The 17,943-nt window shown below is 36.5% G+C and carries 12 protein-coding genes; 5 read left to right on the top strand and 7 right to left on the bottom strand.

The genetic code is table 11. The annotated features are described in order from the left end of the window. Positions 1 to 95: 95 nt before the first annotated feature. Both xseB and xseA read right to left on the bottom strand, forming a co-directional pair. Positions 96 to 317: an exodeoxyribonuclease VII small subunit gene (gene xseB, locus FLS47_RS12855; RefSeq protein WP_149914773.1), complete on the bottom strand. Its 222-nt coding sequence runs from the start codon at positions 315 to 317 to the stop codon at positions 96 to 98. 2 nt (positions 318 to 319) lie between these two features. Next, positions 320 to 1,579: an exodeoxyribonuclease VII large subunit gene (gene xseA / locus FLS47_RS12850; RefSeq protein ID WP_149914772.1), complete on the bottom strand. Its 1,260-nt coding sequence runs from the start codon at positions 1,577 to 1,579 to the stop codon at positions 320 to 322. Between the two features lie 116 nt (positions 1,580 to 1,695). Here xseA and FLS47_RS12845 point away from each other — a divergent pair, with 116 nt between their 5' ends. The 3 genes from FLS47_RS12845 to FLS47_RS12835 all read left to right on the top strand — a co-directional run bounded on the left by FLS47_RS12845 (position 1,696) and on the right by FLS47_RS12835 (position 6,143). Next, on the top strand, positions 1,696 to 3,432 hold the full coding sequence (locus tag FLS47_RS12845) for a serine hydrolase domain-containing protein (RefSeq protein ID WP_149914771.1): 1,737 nt from the start codon (positions 1,696 to 1,698) through the stop codon (positions 3,430 to 3,432). Further along, positions 3,432 to 4,592: a dipeptidase gene (locus FLS47_RS12840; protein ID WP_149914770.1), complete on the top strand. Its 1,161-nt coding sequence runs from the start codon at positions 3,432 to 3,434 to the stop codon at positions 4,590 to 4,592. The genes FLS47_RS12845 and FLS47_RS12840 overlap by 1 nt, the downstream gene beginning before the upstream one ends. 63 nt (positions 4,593 to 4,655) lie before the next feature. Then, the gene (locus tag FLS47_RS12835; RefSeq protein ID WP_149914769.1) at positions 4,656 to 6,143 is read left to right on the top strand and encodes a CotH kinase family protein; all 1,488 of its coding nucleotides are present in this window, start codon (positions 4,656 to 4,658) and stop codon (positions 6,141 to 6,143) included. Positions 6,144 to 6,204: 61 nt separating this feature from the next. Here the strand turns inward: FLS47_RS12835 and FLS47_RS12830 are convergent, their stop codons facing one another. Continuing rightward, on the bottom strand, positions 6,205 to 7,617 hold the full coding sequence (locus FLS47_RS12830; protein WP_149914768.1) for a hypothetical protein: 1,413 nt from the start codon (positions 7,615 to 7,617) through the stop codon (positions 6,205 to 6,207). 7 nt (positions 7,618 to 7,624) lie between these two features. Beyond that, on the bottom strand, positions 7,625 to 10,102 hold the full coding sequence (locus tag FLS47_RS12825; RefSeq protein ID WP_149914767.1) for a TonB-dependent receptor: 2,478 nt from the start codon (positions 10,100 to 10,102) through the stop codon (positions 7,625 to 7,627). A 91-nt stretch (positions 10,103 to 10,193) separates the two neighbouring features. On the opposite strand from FLS47_RS12825, the gene FLS47_RS12820 reads away from it, so the two are divergent. After that, positions 10,194 to 11,150: a helix-turn-helix transcriptional regulator gene (locus tag FLS47_RS12820; RefSeq protein ID WP_149914766.1), complete on the top strand. Its 957-nt coding sequence runs from the start codon at positions 10,194 to 10,196 to the stop codon at positions 11,148 to 11,150. A gap of 68 nt (positions 11,151 to 11,218) precedes the next feature. On the opposite strand, the gene FLS47_RS12815 is transcribed toward FLS47_RS12820, so the two are convergent. From FLS47_RS12815 to FLS47_RS12805, 3 genes are all read right to left on the bottom strand, one after another. Then, positions 11,219 to 13,681: a TonB-dependent siderophore receptor gene (locus tag FLS47_RS12815; protein ID WP_149914765.1), complete on the bottom strand. Its 2,463-nt coding sequence runs from the start codon at positions 13,679 to 13,681 to the stop codon at positions 11,219 to 11,221. A 178-nt stretch (positions 13,682 to 13,859) separates the two neighbouring features. Further along, positions 13,860 to 15,782, bottom strand: a complete 1,923-nt coding sequence (gene nagB, locus FLS47_RS12810) for a glucosamine-6-phosphate deaminase (RefSeq protein ID WP_149914764.1) — start codon at positions 15,780 to 15,782, stop codon at positions 13,860 to 13,862. A 125-nt stretch (positions 15,783 to 15,907) separates the two neighbouring features. After that, the gene (locus FLS47_RS12805; protein WP_149914763.1) at positions 15,908 to 17,068 is read right to left on the bottom strand and encodes a methionine aminotransferase; all 1,161 of its coding nucleotides are present in this window, start codon (positions 17,066 to 17,068) and stop codon (positions 15,908 to 15,910) included. A gap of 65 nt (positions 17,069 to 17,133) precedes the next feature. On the opposite strand from FLS47_RS12805, the gene FLS47_RS12800 reads away from it, so the two are divergent. Beyond that, entirely contained in the window at positions 17,134 to 17,802 is a 669-nt protein-coding gene (locus FLS47_RS12800; protein WP_149914762.1) for a TlpA family protein disulfide reductase, read from the top strand. Positions 17,803 to 17,943: the final 141 nt, after the last annotated feature.

Here is a 17,943-nt window from a genome sequence, read left to right as displayed (position 1 = left end):
TTATTAAGATTAATTCTAAATTGCAAAGTAACGCAAAAATTAATACTTAATAAAATATTTTAAGAAAATTAGCTGCATTTGCATAATAATTACCTTTACTCCTCCTCTTCAGTTGGTTCTTCGGCAGAAAGTTGACTTAACAGTCGTTCCACTTCTTCTTCAGAAGCAATTAATTTGGCTTTACATACTGCTATTAGTTCTGAAGCTCTTTTTATTTTTGATGCCAGTTCATCTACATTGACATCGCCAATTTCGATGTCTGCTACGATTTGTTGTAACTCGTTAAAAGCATCTATATAGTTGTAGTTTGATTCCATGATTAATTTTGTTTTGAAGTTACCTGACTTTGGATTGTTCCATCTATCAAAATAGTTTCGATATTATCACCAATTTGCACATCAGAAATGGATTGTACAGCTTTTCCATTTACCCGAGTAATTGAAAATCCTCTTTTCAACAATTGCGAAGGATCTGCCATTTTGATCAGTCTTGCTATGTTTTCCAAACTGGCATTTTGCTCTTTCAGAAAATGTTGACTAAATAGCTGTAAACGTTGAGATAGTATGTTAATATTATGCTTTTCTTGCTGTAACCTATTTTTACTAGACCACGAAAGAGCTTGCGCAAACTCTTGTAATTTGATTCTTTCTTGCGAAAATTTATTCTTCGACAAAAATATTAATTGTTCTTGCAACTGATCTAGCGGAAGTGAAAAATTATGAAATTTTTGAATTAAAAAATCTGCCAATTCACTTGGTGTAATAGCATTTTTGTAAGCTACCATCTCACTGACCGTTTCGTTGGTCGAATGACCGATACCTGTTAATACGGGGATTGGAAATATTGCAATGGCTTTTGCTAAATGATAATTGTTATAGGAAGAAAGACCAACTTCACCGCCGCCTCCACGTATTATGGCTACAGCGTCATAAGCATCTGTTCGCTCCGCGATAACTGCTAACTGTTTGATAATCGACGGAATGGATTTGTCACCTTGCAAAAGAGCGGGGTAGAGTGTAGTCTCAATTTTATAACCCCAAGGATTATTATTTATGATTTTGTAAAAATCAGAAAGCCCTTTACTCGTTTCCACAGAAATAATAGCCAGTCGCTTTGGTATGATTGGGAAAGATAATCTTTTATTCGCATCAAATAAATCTTCTTGTTGCAGTTTGAGGATACTTTCCTTTTTTTCACGCTCTAATTCTCCTAACACAAAAGTAGGGTCGATCTCCACGATGCGTAGACTCAATCCATGCAATGGATCGTAGGAAATGCCGGCTTGAAATAGTATCGTAATGCCATCACGAAGCGGTTCGTTCAGGAGTTTTATAAAGGAAGAATTTATTCTTTCAAAATCTGATTTCCACAGTATCGACCGAATTTCTGCTAGAATTTTGCCTTCTTTTTTCTCCACCAATTCTGGATAACAATGGCCTGAATGTTTGTAATGGTTGAGCTTATTCATTTCCGCCTTGATCCAATACAGACTTTTGTAGCGATCTGCTAAAGTACGCTGTATACTTTTGGTCACTTCCAATAGCGTAAAAATGGTCTTATCGTTGACTTTTTCTGGCATAATTCAAATATAAGCTAATAAAAATCTAGTATAAAACGAAATGATTATGTTACTATTTATTGTTGCGGTTTTGTGCGTTTTATTAGTACATTTACACTACAAAACCGTTCTACAATATGAAAATTCAATTCAAGTTACCAAGCCTATTTTTGTGTATATTATTTTTGTCTACAGCTGTTTCAGCACAGTACAAACAGACCCTTACAAATAAAACCCAACTTCTATTTAATGAAAATAAGACTATCCCTCTTGGTCGACTTGATCATCTGAAAATAGCTGTGGCTGTTTCATCCGAGGGAAAATACAATGCATTTATTGAACAAGTTGAGCGGTACGCAGATGTATCGGTGATTGACTTGAATCAATTGAACGAACAAGGAAAACTTTTCAATACTATCATTGTGGCTGCTACGGCATCTGATTTGGGAATAACAAATGCGGCATTATTTAATCAGGCGATCTCAAATAACAAAAATATTATTTTGTGTAAATTCTTAGACACGGATTTGAGTCGTGTGCAAAGCAATTCTCAGTTTGGTGGGAAATTGACAGAATTAGTTTCACCTGAATTTTCTACACAAGCGCAACGCAATCTAGCGATGAGTGTATTTGGCGGATTGGCAATTACGGAAGGAAATACAAAATTAAAAACTACGCAAACACGTCTACAGTATTCTGATGGTGTAGGGTCCGGTTTGAACTTGCCAAAGATGACGCAAAAGATTGACGCTATTGCGGCAGAAGCTATACGCGAACAAGCAACGCCTGGTTTGGTGGTGATGGCAATCAAAAATGGACAGGTTATTTTTGAAAAAGCGTATGGGAATCATACCTATGAAGCAAAACAAAAAACGAGTATAAAGGATATTTTTGACTTAGCATCCATTAGTAAAATTGCGGGCACGACGCCAGTGATTATGAAGTTGCAAGAGACTAATGCTATTCACTTGGATAGTACAATGGGATCTTATCTATGGGATGTACGTTCTACGAATAAAAAAGATATTAAGCTAAGGACAGTTTTATTGCACGAAGCTGGTTTCACGCCGTTTATTCCATTTTACAGAAATTTAAAAACTGGTGATGTGCAAAGTTTTCCCTCTGCTACGCATCAAGTCCAGCTAGCCGATAATTCTTATTTGAAAAACAACTATTATGAGGAAGTAATGTGGCCAGAGATGATGAAGTCTGCTGTCAAGCCATCAGGTAATTATGTGTATTCGGATATCAGTATGTATGTCATGAAAGAAGTTGCCGAACATATTACGAGTATTCCGATGGACGAATACGTTCAACAAATATTGTATAGACCAATAGGCATGAAGACAGCAGGTTATAATCCACGAAAGCGTTTTGACAAATCGCGAATTGTACCGACAGAGCACGATACTTCCTTCCGCAAAGTATTATTGGAAGGTTTTGTACATGATCAAGGTGCTGCGATGGCAGGCGGTGTGGCTGGACATGCAGGCTTATTTGCTTCCGCAAATGATTTGGCAATTTATGGACAGTTGCTTTTGAATCGTGGTGAATATGGTGGAACTCGTTATTTTAAAGAAAATACCGTGGATTTATTTACTTCCAATCAATCTAAGACTAGTCGTCGTGGTCTAGGTTTTGACCGTTTTGATCCTGATCTAAAAAAGGAATACCCTTCTAAATTAGCTAATCAATCGGTTTATGGTCACACAGGATATACTGGTACGTGTATTTGGATTGATCCAAAACATCAGTTGGTGTATATTTTCTTATCGAATCGAGTACATCCGCAAGTGTCAACAAAATTGTTGAATTTGAATATTCGCAGTCGCATTCAAGATGCGATTTATGAAACTATTAATGAAGCGAAATAATGAAAAAGACGCTTATTCTTAATTTTTTGGCAATGTGTTCTTTTGTCTATATGGCAAATGCGCAAGAAGACTTTAAAAAAATACACAAGGATCTTTTGGTGGTTGATGGGCACAATGACGTAATTATCTCCAGTATTTTGGATGGTCATGATATTTCAAACCGCTTGACAACGGGTCATACGGATATACCTCGGTTGATTGAAGGAGGCGTCGATGTTCAAGTGTTTGCGGTTTGGTCTGACGACAAAAAATGGAAGAAAAATGCTTTTAAGCATGCCAATGATCAGATTGATGCATTAGAAAAAGTTATTAAGAAAAATAAGGACAAGATTTCTATAGCCAAAAATGTAGCTCAAATTTATCGTCTACAAAAGCAAGGGAAAATTGCTGCTATAATTGGCATCGAGGGTGGCAATATGATCGAAGAAAGTATTTCGAATTTGGTAAAATTGCATAAGCGCGGTGCAAAGTATTTGACGTTGACTTGGAACTATAATTTGTCTTGGGCAACAGCCGCTTCGGTAGAAGACAGTAAGCCTGCTTCAGAACAAATGGGGCTATCCGACCAAGGAAAAGCGATTATCCGCAAAATGAATGAACTCGGTATGCTCGTGGATTTGTCGCATGCGAGCAAAAAGACATTTTACGATGTCTTGGAAGTTTCTACAAAGCCTGTATTAGTATCACATAGTAATGCAGCTGCTTTGACTCCACATTCCCGCAATTTGGATGATGCGCAATTGGCTGCGCTTAAGAAAAATGGGGGAGTCGTTGCTGTCAATTTTTATTCTGGATTTTTGGACACCGCTTTTGAATCTCGCATTCACGAACTATACGACAACCATTTTGGTAAGCCGACAGAAATAATTTCTGCTTCTAGAAAATACCATAAACTTCCGAAGGAATTAAAATTCCAAGCGGATGTGAAATTAGACTTATTGCTAGATCATATTGATTATTTGGTTAGTAAAGTAGGAATAGATCACGTGGCAATTGGTTCGGATTATGATGGAATAGAGTCTACACCACAATACTTGGAAGATGTTTCTAAGTTTCCGATTTTGACTAAGTCTTTGTTAGAAAGAGGTTATAAAAAGGAGGACATTGCGAAGATAATGGGGCTTAATTTTCTGCGTATAATGAAAGAAAATGAAAAATAATTGAGTTACTCTGTGAGTAATGTGTTATCTTTTAGTCAATTATGAACTTTATACTTTTGACTAATGCATAACAAACGATTGTTTTTTGTCTTATTCCTTTTTACGACATTTTTATCCTGTTCTAAATCTGTTACCAATGATGAAACTCCCGTCGTGGAGGAAGAAGTAATCGAAATTTCTGAATTTTATTTTGCCAAAGAGAAAAATCCGACCTTAACTGCGGATTTTATGCTGGAAGAAGCTAACGGTGTGTACTCAGGAGAATTGCCTAAGTATCATTCCAAAAATCTAATTCCTATCTTCAAAACCAATGCATCAAAGGTTTTGGTTAGTAACTTAGCGCAAGAAAGTGGAACAACAGTCCGAGATTTTTCTCAACCTGTTACCTACAGTTTTGTGGGGGCTAAAGGAACTAAAAAAGATGTAACGGTCCGCGTTAATTGGACTAGTTTCGAAATTCCCCAATTTAATATCACTATTGATGGAGGTGAAGAGGTCGTCGAGAAGGAGAAATATTTAAAAGCTACTTTGCGTATTGATGGCAAGACTTTCTACCCAAATTTTGAGGCTTCGACAGAGATTCGTGGAAGAGGAAATTCTACATGGGGTCAACCTAAAAAGCCTTACCGTCTTCGACTAACGACGAAAGCATCCATCTTAGGTTTGCCTGAAGCGAGAAATTGGGTACTATTGGCCAATTTCTTAGACCCTAGCCTCATGTGTAATGCTGTAGCTATGCGTATAGGTCGTGATTTACAAGTTCCTTTTACCAATGATATTATTCCTGTTGATGTTACTATAAATGGTACTTATCGTGGTAGTTATGTGTTGACACAACATCTAGAAGTAGCAAGCAATCGTATTAATATCACCGATGATGGATATCTATTTGAATTGGATGATTATTTTGATGAGGAATTTCAGTTCAGAAGTTCGAATTACCATCTTCCAGTAATGATTAAGTCTCCGGAGTTAGAAGAGCAAGATGAAATAGCTCCTATCAAAGCTGATTTTGAACAATTGGAGGATTTGATCTACGCCTCCAACTTTCCAAACAATGGATATCGAGATAAATTGGATATCGATGTATTTGCACGTTATCTTATGGTCTATATCTTGACAGGAAATGAAGAGTTAAATCATCCGAAAAGTACCTATATGCACAAAGTTCCAACAGGTAAATTTAGTTTTGGACCGATTTGGGATTTTGATTGGGCGTATGGATTCGAAGGCTCAGGAAATCATTTTAGTAATCCAGGAAGAGATTTCTTCTGGACTGGTAATAAGTCTGGCACACGTTTCTTTCAACGATTGCTTTCGGATACTGAAGTAAAAAAAGCTTTCAAAACGCACTGGGAAAGTTATAAAGCAAACCATTTTAATAATCTAATTCGTTTTGTGGATGAATATTCTAATATTATTAAAGAGTCTAAAGCTAGAGATGAAGTGATTTGGAAGAAAGGAAAGAACTTCGACCTAGAGGTTGTCAGGTTGAAAAGCTACTTAAATGATAGGAAAACTTATATTGACAATATGGTCAGGGGATATTAAACTTTGTAAACAATAAAACCTCGACAATTTGTCGAGGTTTTTCATTTAGGGTTTTAATTTTTTAATAAGCGCCTAAGTAGAAGCTGCCTGATTGGTTTTTCAATTTAGCTCCTTTGGTAATAGCTTTTGTTTTGTAGTTGATTATATAAAGGTTACCGTCTAATCCATTAGGAGTCAATGGTACATATACATTATCGCCGTGTACGCCAATGTTTTGAAATTGTCCAAATGTACCTACCATTGCTGCTACACCTGTAGCAGTGTTTGCAGAACGACCGCTAAATCCAATGTTGCTTTCTTGTTCGGTAGTCAATTTAGTCGCTGTTTTTGCTTTCAAATCAACTAATGCTAAGTATCCACCATCTGTACCTGTTACGGTATATAATACTAGGCCAATATCGTCTTTGATTAGTCTCCAAGCTCTGATCGCAATATTAGCTGATGAGTTTAGTGCTGTTTTTAAATCAAAATTATACGAATCGTCATAGGCATTTGTGCTCCCTGAAATTTTCAAAATTTGAGAACCTCCAGTTGCAGTTGCTTGGTAAATATCACCATTAGACCCTAGCCATTGCGTCATCGTGCGATACGAGTGATTGTTAGTTTTACTTACTCCAGAATATATTAATTTTGGATTGGCTAGGCTCGGGTAATCAACAACCAAAGTAGCCGTACCTAATTCTCTACCAGGGTTAGTTGTAGCCCAAGTTTGAACACCATTATTATTAACGGTAGATTTTTTAGTTAAGTCAACTTTTGTCAAGTTACAACCAATAAAAACTTTATTTTTAGCTGAATTTAAGATTGGTACGTCTATACGTCCAATTTGATAGCCCGCTTTTGTTTGCGCTTCTGACAATGGAATAGTAAATTCTGTTTGACGTAAGATAGTCGGATTATCTAAGTCTAAGGCCAAAATTTTTGCTGTACTTTTCACATCTACAAAGTCAGCGCCAGCACCTTCTGCAGTCCCTTGTACCTTTGCGGAAGCATATACACCAACACCAATACCGTTCGCAGCAATTACCCATCTAGGCGCATTACCAAGGATAGGCTCTGTGTTTACCTCCTCACGGGTATCAATAAAGTTTTTACCACCTTGTACGTGGTACTTATTGAATATACCTCCATCATCGCCAGTATACTGAATATTATATAAAAAGTTTCCATTATGAGAACCTTGTACACGTGCAGTACGTTGAGAGCGCAATGTATAACCATTTGCGAAAACATTTGCTTCAAAATTTGGATTTTCGGCTTCAGCTAGGGAAATCGCTAAAGCTCTTGTTCCACCATTACCCGCCTCACCTTCGGCATCAGGAAATGCGCCTGTCAGTGTTATAAATTGTCTTGTACCAAGATCTGGTCCAGTCAAAAAATTAGGTCCTTCATCGTTTGTTTTCTCACAGCTTGATAATGTTCCTATAGCTATTGCGCTACTGAAAACTAGAGTTCTGAATATATTACTTCTCATATTTATATTATTTAAAATTATTTATAGTATAGTTTAATTTTACATAAAATGCTCTTCCTGGTTTTTGAACGCCAAAGTTGTCGTATACTTCAGAATTAAAAATGTTTTTGCTATCCAGACTCACGACAATATTTGATTTTGGTACCCTGTAATTTATACCGATATCATGTGTAAATTGTGTAGGCGTTGTAAACCAATCTGAATCAAACCATATTGTCTTAAATGGAGCGACATATCCCATATTGTAATAAACATTTACAACGGACTTTTTTTGTATTAGATTGTTAATGCGGTATTGTACGTTCGCATTCATTGTGAAGAATGGCTCATTAGGTACTTGTAGATTATAAAGCGCATGTGGATTACCCCAATCATCATTTTTTACTTTGAATAAGGAATTGAACTTAGATATGTTGAAGTTGGCATTTAACTTATTATTGTATATATAATTTAGTTCTGCTTCAAATCCAATTGCCTGCGTTTTCTGTAAATTGACGAATTGGGTAACTTGAATATCTTCTATTTGATTTTCACGACCTGGTAACACTTCTTCTGTTCTTGTTTGTTGGATTATTTTATCGTAACCATTTCTCCAAAAGAAGTTTCCATAGATGGATAATTTATGTTTTTCCCAGTTAGATATAGCATATCTAGTTCCCAAATTGTAATTAATTGCTAACTCAGGTAAGATGTTTTCATTTGGCAATAAGTTTTCTTCTGGTGACCCATATATATGACGTTCCGTAGGCATGATAAATGATTTTTCTGCTGAGACAATCAAAAAAGCATTTTTAAGTGCTTCATATGAAGCTGTTCCTCCAAACCCGCTATTATCACGTGTTGTCTTTTTATTTGTGTAAATCATTTCACCATTCGTCTCGCTTACTGGAATGTTTTGAACCGTATTATATATGCCATATTTTCCAAAGAAATTGGTTCTTAATCTTCCGTTAAATGTTTCGGCTTCATAATTTACAGCGAAAATATTGTTGTTTACATCGTTTTGGGTAATCCATTTATTCCGCTCTGGTATTATTAAATCCTTGTCATCACGAGTAGTTGATTCGTATTTGTGGTTAAGTGAAAGACGATGTCCTGAAAATAGGGTATATGCAAGATTCGATCGTATGTTGGTGATTGTACGGTCAATATCTGAAATCACAGCTTCACCTTGTTGACCTCGACTTATTTCATGTGGATAAGGAAGAACTTCACCCTGACTATTAGGGGGAGCAAGCATCAATTCTAATTCATAAGAATTACTGCCTTCACGAGCCCAGTTATACTTTTGGCTAACAGTATCTTGTAAGTAGGTATTCCGATAACTTCTTGCAGCATTTACATTCAACGATAAACCGTCAACAAAAAGATTCTTTTTATTATAATTTAAATTTAATACGTGCGCTTGATATTCATTAAAGCGCCCTTTGTAAGCACGAGTCATTGTAAGTCCATGCGGTATATCTTTGTAAGAGTCCGAAATGTTGTAACCCACAAAGAATTGATCTGCCCATTTGACATCTGTAAATCCAAATTCAAAGCGTCCACCTACTGTTTCAAATTTGTCATTTGGTCTACGGGTTTTATTATATCTGATGGTATTTCCTCCTGAAGTGGTGTATTTGGAGAATTTACCCCACATCTCATAGTTATTGTCCGAATGACTATAAAATCCCGATAAGCGAGTTGTAAATCCAGATTTTTGATTGCGATACATTCCTGATACATCAGCGCGATAGGTGTTGAATGAGCCATAAGAAACCGCAGCTGTAATGTTATTGGAAGAAGCGTCTTTTCTCATCACTACATTTATTGCTCCTCCAATATAGTTACCCGATAGATGAGATGGCAACACGCCTTTGTATACTTCAATACGCTCAATCATCGCTGGAGGAATATTGTTAAGATTAAAAGAAGAACCATATGTGGATATTTCCAACCCATCTAAAAATATACCTATTGTGCTACCGGACATACCGTTTAAATTGTACTCAATCGGAGATCCTTCACCTCCATTTTGACGAACACGCACACCTACAGCACGGTCCAATAATTCATTGGTTGTTAAGTTTCTTAATGAAGCTTCTTTTGTTTCGATGACAGAGACGGCAAAACCCGATGTTTCAATTTCTTTTTTAGCGGTTTTGCGTTCAATGCGAACTTCATCGATTGAAAATCCTCCTTTTTCGTCGATATGAATATGTAAATCGGGATAATTTTTATTGACATTTAACTGCAATACTTTGCTCTCAATTTCTATGGATGAAATCAACACATTATATTTCCCAGCAGGGACATTTTTGAATTCATAAAGACCGTTTGCGTCTGTAATTGCAGTAAAGTTTGTTCCATCTAATTTTATAGTTACATGTGAAACAACTTCTCCGTTTTCTTTGTGCACTTTGCCTTTCACAGAAAAAGTTTGTTGCGCAAATGCGGTTATATTAATTAAAGTAAAAACGATTAACAGATAAAAGATTTTCATTTATTCGGATTAATATATTAATTTTGATATTCTTTAGAACCAGTCTAAATAAATATTAAGCTACAAATCTAGAATTATTCTAAATAATAAAATGACGAAATCGGGAAAAAATGCTTCACAATCAGAAATAGTCGATCCATTAAGTAAACTAGAATCGGAGATTTCACTGAATTCTTTTCATATTGAGTTGCATTATGTCATTTTTGATGAATTGTCCTCTTCAATTATTGCGAGTCCTGTCGATGGTTTTTTGAATATATTATTTCCTTCAAGTTCGTCTCCTTGCATTTCACCATATTTTGTTAAAGACAATTCGTATGTCATTCGTGGAGGAGAAAATATACTTCATCCTATACAAATAGGGGATTCGGTGGAATGGAAAAATACGTACGGCAATAATGTTGCAATCGCTCTTTTTGTCCCTAAGAGTCTGTTAAGAGATTTTCAGCATAAGTTCGAAACGGAGAGACATCGCTTTGAGAATGGACTTTTAACCAAAAGCGATAATCGTATTGCTTTGGCTATCAATCAGATTTTGGATTTAGCAAAGAGAGATCACCAATTGAATAATCTTCGTATACAGGCATTAATGATTGAAGCTTTGGTACACCAAATTGAAGGTCTGTATGCCGAGAATGATAAGCGCGAAGTAATTTTAAATAAAAATCATTACGATAAAATAATTCAGGTCAAATCGATTATTGATAAAGATTTATCAAAGAATCATACCATTGCCGAGTTAGCTCGATTAGTCGGAACGAATGAGCAGTATTTGAAGAAATATTTTAAGCAACATTTTGGGAAGACGGTCATGAATTACATTACCGAGCGGAAGATGGAACACGCCAAGGAATTAATTATGACAGGAGAGTATAGAGTCGTGGATGTGGCGCGTATGACAGGCTATAAACATTCTACCCACTTTACCACAGCTTTCAAAAAATATTTCGGCTTTATCCCCAATTCTCTTCGTTATTCTTTTCTAGTTGCGCAAGAAGGCGTACAACACGTAATAACGGAAATTGGGAGCTATATGGGTATGTTGTAAACAAAGAAACTATTAAACGCATAAAAGCCATTCAATGAGAATGGCTTTTATGCGTTTATATGGATATTTTAAAACTTGTAGCTTATTGTTGTCATAAAGTTGCGGGGAGGAATTGGATTTACTGAATAATTTTCATGTATGTAATAACTCAATTCATCCGTTACATTAGCCATTTTTGCTAGAATGCTGAATCTTTTTGCGGTATAACCTACCGATAAATCAAACGTCGTAAATGGATCGACTGGAATTAGTCTATTCACGCCATCACGAACATTGATTTTCGAATTATTCCAGCCTGCATTACGCTTGCCTGTGTAAAATGCCGAAGCACCAATTTTTAAGCCTTTAAGACTACCATTTTGCATGGTATAGAATAGCGTTGTATTTCCTGTATGTGCAGTTGTTCCTACAAGTCGATCACCTACCGCATTACCTGAAGTTTCGGCATCTTTGCCATCAGCATTCTTAAACTTAATAATGTCCAAAGTTTCTGTATAGCGCATAAAGTTGTATGCGTATCCTGCCATAATATCTAATCCTGGCAATAATTGTCCTGTTATGTCAAGTTCCACGCCGTCAGATGAGGTTTTACCCGAGAATTCTTTCATGTTAGTATCTCCATTTGTAGAACCGTTAGCATCCAAAATAGCCATCTGCGTGAAATTGTTGTTATTAATTCTATAGGCTGTCAGATTAGCTGTTAGATGTCCTTTAAAGAAATCGTTTTTGATCCCAGCTTCATAGTGATCGATAATAGAAGGCGCTAATGGTTGGTAATTGATGTCGTAACCACTATTCGATGTGAAATTATTCGCATAACTAACATATACAGTTGATGTAGTTATCGGCTGATAAATCAATGCAAATTTAGGAGACCACGCTTTGTCAATTTTTGCACCGACTTCATTTCCTTTAGCGTCTTTATTTACTACAGTTTCACTCACTCCAGTCTTATAGGTGTATTTCTCCGAATAAGGTGTTCTTTGGTAAGTATAGCGAATACCCGCTAATACTTTAAATTTTTCTGTCAAGGAAATTAAATCCTGCGCAAATGCTCCATACCTGAATACATCTGTTTTAGTCCAAGTATTGTTAGACCATTCGGGGATATCAGATCGTGTAGTAGATTTATCAAAGACATTAATATTATCATATGCTGTGGTTGGTGTATTGGGTTTAGAAGGATCGGCGTATATATTATAAGCATATGCTTTGGTCGAAGCTTGATCAGCATCTGCCCCAAAAAGTAATTGATGTTTGACAACTCCCGTAATGAAATTACCCGTCAAGTTTAATTGTTGATTCTTAGTAAATTCTTCTGTGGCACTGCGGCTTACAGCTCTAGGAGCTAGACCTTGTGCATTAGCCTGTAATCTATCCGAACCATAATAATTGCGGTTGTAGTTTTGTATACTAGCTATTGCTGACAATTTCCAATTTTCATTGAAATTATGATCCAAAGCTACCTGACCATTCGTAGAATTGGTGTTATTGAAAGCACCATTCACATTTAAAAACGTTTCACGACCGACTTGATCATTGATTTTTCCTTCAACTGAGCCAATACCAAAGTCAGGGGTGTAATTTGATTTCAGGTAATCAAAATTGAAATTTAATTCGGTTTGATCCGAAATCTTATATAATACAGATGGATTTACATAGATTCTATCAGATTTTACTACATCTCTATAGCTATTGGCTGTACTTCCAGTACCTACAAATCGGAATGCTATCTTTTCTGATAGTGGTCCATAAATATCCAGCGTAGGCTTATAGGTGTCCCAAGATCCATAGCGCATGGAAACTTCACCACCTAATTCAAATTTTGGTTTCTTGGTAACCAAATTGACAACAGCACCGCCTGTCACGCTGCCATATAATAGTGCGGCAGAACCTTTTAGTATCTCAACTGATTCTAATGTACTGGCTTCGATTTGTCCGCCATTATTGGTTCGTGCACCGTTTTTGAAAATATTATTTCCACCCAGACTATAGCCTCTAGAAAAAAAGTTTTCTCCAACACCACCGCGATTCGCGCCCAAGGCTATACCATTTGCATTTCTTAATGCATCTCCGAGCGTGTTTATTTGTTGATCGCGAATTACTTGCTTGTTAATGATTTGTACGGATTGAGGCAAGTCTTTGTCTGTAATTCCTGATTTGGCAACACCAACTTTTTTATTGTTTACTGAATTGTAGCCACGTATTTCAACTTGATCAATTTCATTGTGCGCTTTATGCACCACGAAAGGCTGCAAATTTGTTTCACTGCCTTTGGGCGATACGCGCAAGCTATCATTACGGTAACCAACACCTGATACAGTTAGGGTAAAATGACCATTTTGTGGAACGTATAATTGAAAATGACCTGTGCTGTTTGAGGTTGTTCTGGCATTCGCTACCGAAATATTTACATTCGAAATTCCATTTCCTTGGTGGTCTACTAATTTACCTTTTACAGTTGTCTGGGCATGTGCAACAGCGCCTATACTCATGACAATCAGCAAAGCAAAATATATTTTTGTTTTCATCTTTAATTAAACTAATTCTAAATTGAGAGCAAAACTAGTTCGCTGAATGAAATCAAAAAATAAACAATCCGATAAAAAGTTTAATAATCCGAAAAAACTTATGTATTTCAGACTTACACATATACCATAAATGCAAAACGCCATCCCTCGGGATGGCGTTTAAAATATTTGTAATTGATTAATCAAATTTCCATCTTACAAAAGCTTCGATAGCTTCGTAATCTGCAAGACCCAATTGGTGGTACAAACCTGCAGTGTACGTTGTTCTATCTTCTGCTCTCACCCAGAACTCACGTGGATCATCACCAGGGAATACAGGTAGATCTTTTTGTGATTGGTGTTTGAAGATTGCTAAACGCTTGCGCTTAACCTCTTGTGGAGAAAGTGGAACTGCCATTTCGATCTCGTGGATAGGGAATTCGTACCATGCACCACGGTACAACCACAACCAACAATCTTTAGCCCATTCTTCCGTAGCACGTAATCTTGTCAATGCTTCTAATATAATATCGAAACAAACTTTGTGCGTGCCGTGTGGATCGTGGAAGTCACCAGCAGCAAATACTTGATGCGGTTTTACTTGACGCATCAATTCCATTGTTTGTTGGATGTCATCCTCAAACGATACATCCTTCGAGAATTTTTGACGATCGTAGAAAGGTAAATCTTGGAAATGAATATTTTCGTCAGGTAAACCAACAAAACGAGATCCCGCTATAGCTTCACCTTTACGAATGAATGCTTTTACTTTGCGAATGATATCTGGATCGATTTCCTTCGGTTGTTTCTTCGCAAAATATGCATTAGACTCTTTATATAACTCTTCCAATTTAGAAGTATCTTCGCCTAATTCTTTTGTAATATCTGTCGCAAATTCTAAGAATCTTCTAGCATCATCATCCCATACCGCATTATTACCTGAAGTTTGGTAAGCTACGTGTACATTGTGACCTTGATCCGCTAAACGGATGAATGTACCACCCATTGAAATTACGTCATCATCAGGGTGTGGTGAGAACAAAATCGCATTTTTGCGCGCTGGTTCTGCACGCTCTGGACGATTTGAATCATCTACCCCTGGTTTACCACCTGGCCAGCCTGTGATCGTACGTTGTAATTCGTTGAAAATACGTATATTGATGCTGTAAGCAGGACCTTTCGTTGTCGAAAGACTTGCCATACCATTGTTGTTATAATCGTCGTCAGTTAATTTTAAAATTGCTTTGTTCAATTTTAATGACAACCATACTACCGCTTTTTTGATTAATGAATCCGTCCATTCTACATCATGCGCTAACCAAGGTGTGTCAAAACGTGTCAACAAGCAAGCAGCACCTTCGTCCAAGATAAACTCTACATGATCAGAAAGTTGAAGGAAAGTCGCTGGAATATCTGAAGAGATTTCGCCTTCTACCGCTTTCTTAACGATTTCAGCTTTCTTCTCGTTCCAAGCCATTAAGATAATCTCTCTAGCTTTGAAAATCGTACCAACGCCCATTGTGATCGCTTTTGTAGGCACATTTTCTTTACCTCCAAAATCATGTGAGGCATCACGACGTGTCAAATCATCCAAAGTAACGATACGCGTACCGGAGTTTGGAGCAGATCCCGGCTCATTGAAACCGATGTGGCCTGTACGACCAATACCCAAAATCTGAATATCTAATCCGCCTAAATTTGTGATTTTTTGCTCGTATGCTTCGCAGAAGGCTTGTACTTCGTCCTCGTTTAAAGTTCCATCAGGAATATTGATGTTTTCGCGTGGAATATCCACGTGGTCAAACAAATTTTTATTCATGAAAGTAACATAGCTTTGCGCAGCTGTAGGTTGCATTGGATAGTATTCGTCCAAGTTGAAAGTTACAACGTTTTTGAAGCTCAAACCTTCTTCTTTGTGAAGACGAACTAATTCTTTGTACACTTTAATGGGTGTCGCACCTGTAGCTAACCCTAATACAGCAGTCTCGCCCTTAGCTTGCTTCTCTTTAATGATAGAGGCAATACGATTTGCAACTTGAATCGAAGCAACGTCTTGATTTGGGAATACCGTAACCGGTACTTTTTCAAAACGTGTTTCCTCTAATAAATTTAATCTTGCCATTTATGAGGTATATATATGATAAATCGTGAATTGCAAATTTAGCAATAAAAAGCCCTTGTTAATAAATAAAAAGCTAAATATTTATTATTTACTAAATAAAATAAAAAGTCAAACCGTTGCGCAATTTATAGGCTTAGCAAGTTTTGTAACGCCTGATTAAGAGTCTCCTCCTTTTTTGCAAAGCATATTCGGAGTAAATTTTGGTTAACCTCATTACTGTAGAACGCAGATACAGGAATTGTCGCTATTTTGAACTCTTTAGTAAGCTTTTCTGCAAAGTCAAGCTCTTTTTCTTGTGCTATCGCACTATAATCCACCAATAAAAAATATGTTCCTTCACAAGGCAAAACCTTAAAGGGACTAGAACTTAATTTATTTAGGACAAAATCTCTCTTTTGTTGAAATAATGGAGTCAACGATTGATAATAATCAATAGTACTCAAATAATCTGCTACCGCAAATTGAATAGGGGTATTGACAGAAAAAACATTGAACTGATGGATTTTCCGAAACTCTGCTGTCAAAAATGGATTTGCCACGACATAGCCCATTTTCCAACCTGTAGCATGCAATACTTTCCCAAAGGAAGCGACCACAAAACCATTCTGACGTAAAATAGTAGATTCTAAAATAGAAATATGCTTGTTCCCATCAAAAACAATATGCTCATAGACTTCATCACTCAATACAAAAACGCCAGTTTCTTCAACGATATTCTCTAGTGCGGATATATCTTCCTTAGCTAAAATTCTTCCTGTTGGATTATTGGGGTTGTTTATAATAATTAACTTCGTGCGTTCCGTGATTTTTGATTTCACATAATTCCAATCAATAGCAAAATCAGGCGCATGGAGTTCGATTGGAATTACTTTTCCGCCAAAAGATTGTATACTTGGACTATACGAATCATAAGCAGGCTCGAAAATAATGACTTCATCGCCTGGATGAATCAATGTCCCAATCACCGAATACAATCCTTCCGTTCCTCCAGCTGTAATGGTAATTTCATCGTTCGGATCTAGCGCTATTTGGTAGTAATGGTTGTATTTCTCGCTAATCGCTTTTCGGAGCTCAATAGTTCCCGGCATGGGCGCATATTGATTAAACCCTTTCTGCATATATTGAGTCACAAGTGTTGTCAATTTTGGATCAATGTCAAAATCTGGAAATCCTTGCGAAAGATTAATAGCTTGATGCTGTTGCGCGAGGAGCGACATTCGTGAAAAAATACTTACTGTCGAATGGGGTAGCTTAGATTTAAAATTGCTTTGAAAACTTTGTGTCATTTTTAATTTTATAACTATACTAAAGTAGTAGATTATTTTATATTTGAACAATAAATCTCACTGGAATGAAAAAAATACTATTTATAATAGCTCTAGTTTTTCCTGCATTAATTTTTGCGCAGACAAAAGAAGAAAAGATTAAGCAGATTTTGGAAAATCCAAAAGACCCTAATGTCCTTCAAGTTATTCAACGTTTGGATACGTACAATCCAGATTACAAAGAAATGCGTACGTATTTTAAAAAAGTGGATAAATCAGTTCGAAAATCTTTACAAGGAAAGATATTTGATCGATACTTGAAAGCATTGGAAAATTCTTCTGTAGGGAAAAAAGCTCCAGGAATTACACAATTTGCCCCTGCAGGAAACGTTTATTCGCTACAAGATCTAAAAGGTAAGTATGTATTGGTTGATTTTTGGGCTTCCTGGTGTCCTCCATGTCGTGAAGAGAATCCTAAATTAGTGGCGATTTACAATGACTTTAAACACAAAAACTTTGAAATATTAGGTGTTTCTTTTGACAAAGACATCAATGCGTGGAAAAAAGCCATTGAAGATGATAAATTGACTTGGAAGCATATTTCTGACTTGCAACATTGGAACAATGGCGCGGCTGGTGTGTATGGTATAAAGGCTATTCCACAGAATGTCCTAGTTGATCCAAACGGAATTATTGTGGCGCGTAACTTGCATGGCGATGATCTGAGAAAGAAACTTGAAGAAATATTGAAATAATACAAGCAGGAATTGATAATATAAAACGCTTTATCCGATATATCAGGGTAAAGCTTTTTTATGTAATGGAAGCCGGAAATACCCCGATTAAAGAATTTAAGCGAGGTTAAGTATTTTGATTTGTAGGCTTTTAGGGAGTTG

It is taken from the genome of Sphingobacterium cavernae (genome assembly GCF_008520265.1).
GTDB classification, from domain to species: Bacteria; Bacteroidota; Bacteroidia; order Sphingobacteriales; family Sphingobacteriaceae; genus Sphingobacterium; species Sphingobacterium cavernae.
The sequence above is the reverse complement of the archived record's forward strand: the minus strand, read 5'-3'. Positions and strand labels throughout refer to the sequence as shown.

Excerpts from the sequence above, each read along its gene's own strand:
- FLS47_RS12805 (WP_149914763.1), bottom strand. The coding sequence starts at position 17,068 with ATGACACAAAGTTTTCAAAGCAATTTTAAATCTAAGCTACCCCATTCG.
- nagB (WP_149914764.1), bottom strand. The coding sequence starts at position 15,782 with ATGGCAAGATTAAATTTATTAGAGGAAACACGTTTTGAAAAAGTACCG.
- FLS47_RS12815 (WP_149914765.1), bottom strand. The coding sequence starts at position 13,681 with ATGAAAACAAAAATATATTTTGCTTTGCTGATTGTCATGAGTATAGGC.
- xseB (WP_149914773.1), bottom strand. The coding sequence starts at position 317 with ATGGAATCAAACTACAACTATATAGATGCTTTTAACGAGTTACAACAA.
- FLS47_RS12820 (WP_149914766.1), top strand. The coding sequence starts at position 10,194 with ATGACGAAATCGGGAAAAAATGCTTCACAATCAGAAATAGTCGATCCA.
- FLS47_RS12845 (WP_149914771.1), top strand. The coding sequence starts at position 1,696 with ATGAAAATTCAATTCAAGTTACCAAGCCTATTTTTGTGTATATTATTT.
- FLS47_RS12830 (WP_149914768.1), bottom strand. The coding sequence starts at position 7,617 with ATGAGAAGTAATATATTCAGAACTCTAGTTTTCAGTAGCGCAATAGCT.
- FLS47_RS12835 (WP_149914769.1), top strand. The coding sequence starts at position 4,656 with ATGCATAACAAACGATTGTTTTTTGTCTTATTCCTTTTTACGACATTT.
- FLS47_RS12825 (WP_149914767.1), bottom strand. The coding sequence starts at position 10,102 with ATGAAAATCTTTTATCTGTTAATCGTTTTTACTTTAATTAATATAACC.
- xseA (WP_149914772.1), bottom strand. The coding sequence starts at position 1,579 with ATGCCAGAAAAAGTCAACGATAAGACCATTTTTACGCTATTGGAAGTG.
- FLS47_RS12840 (WP_149914770.1), top strand. The coding sequence starts at position 3,432 with ATGAAAAAGACGCTTATTCTTAATTTTTTGGCAATGTGTTCTTTTGTC.
- FLS47_RS12800 (WP_149914762.1), top strand. The coding sequence starts at position 17,134 with ATGAAAAAAATACTATTTATAATAGCTCTAGTTTTTCCTGCATTAATT.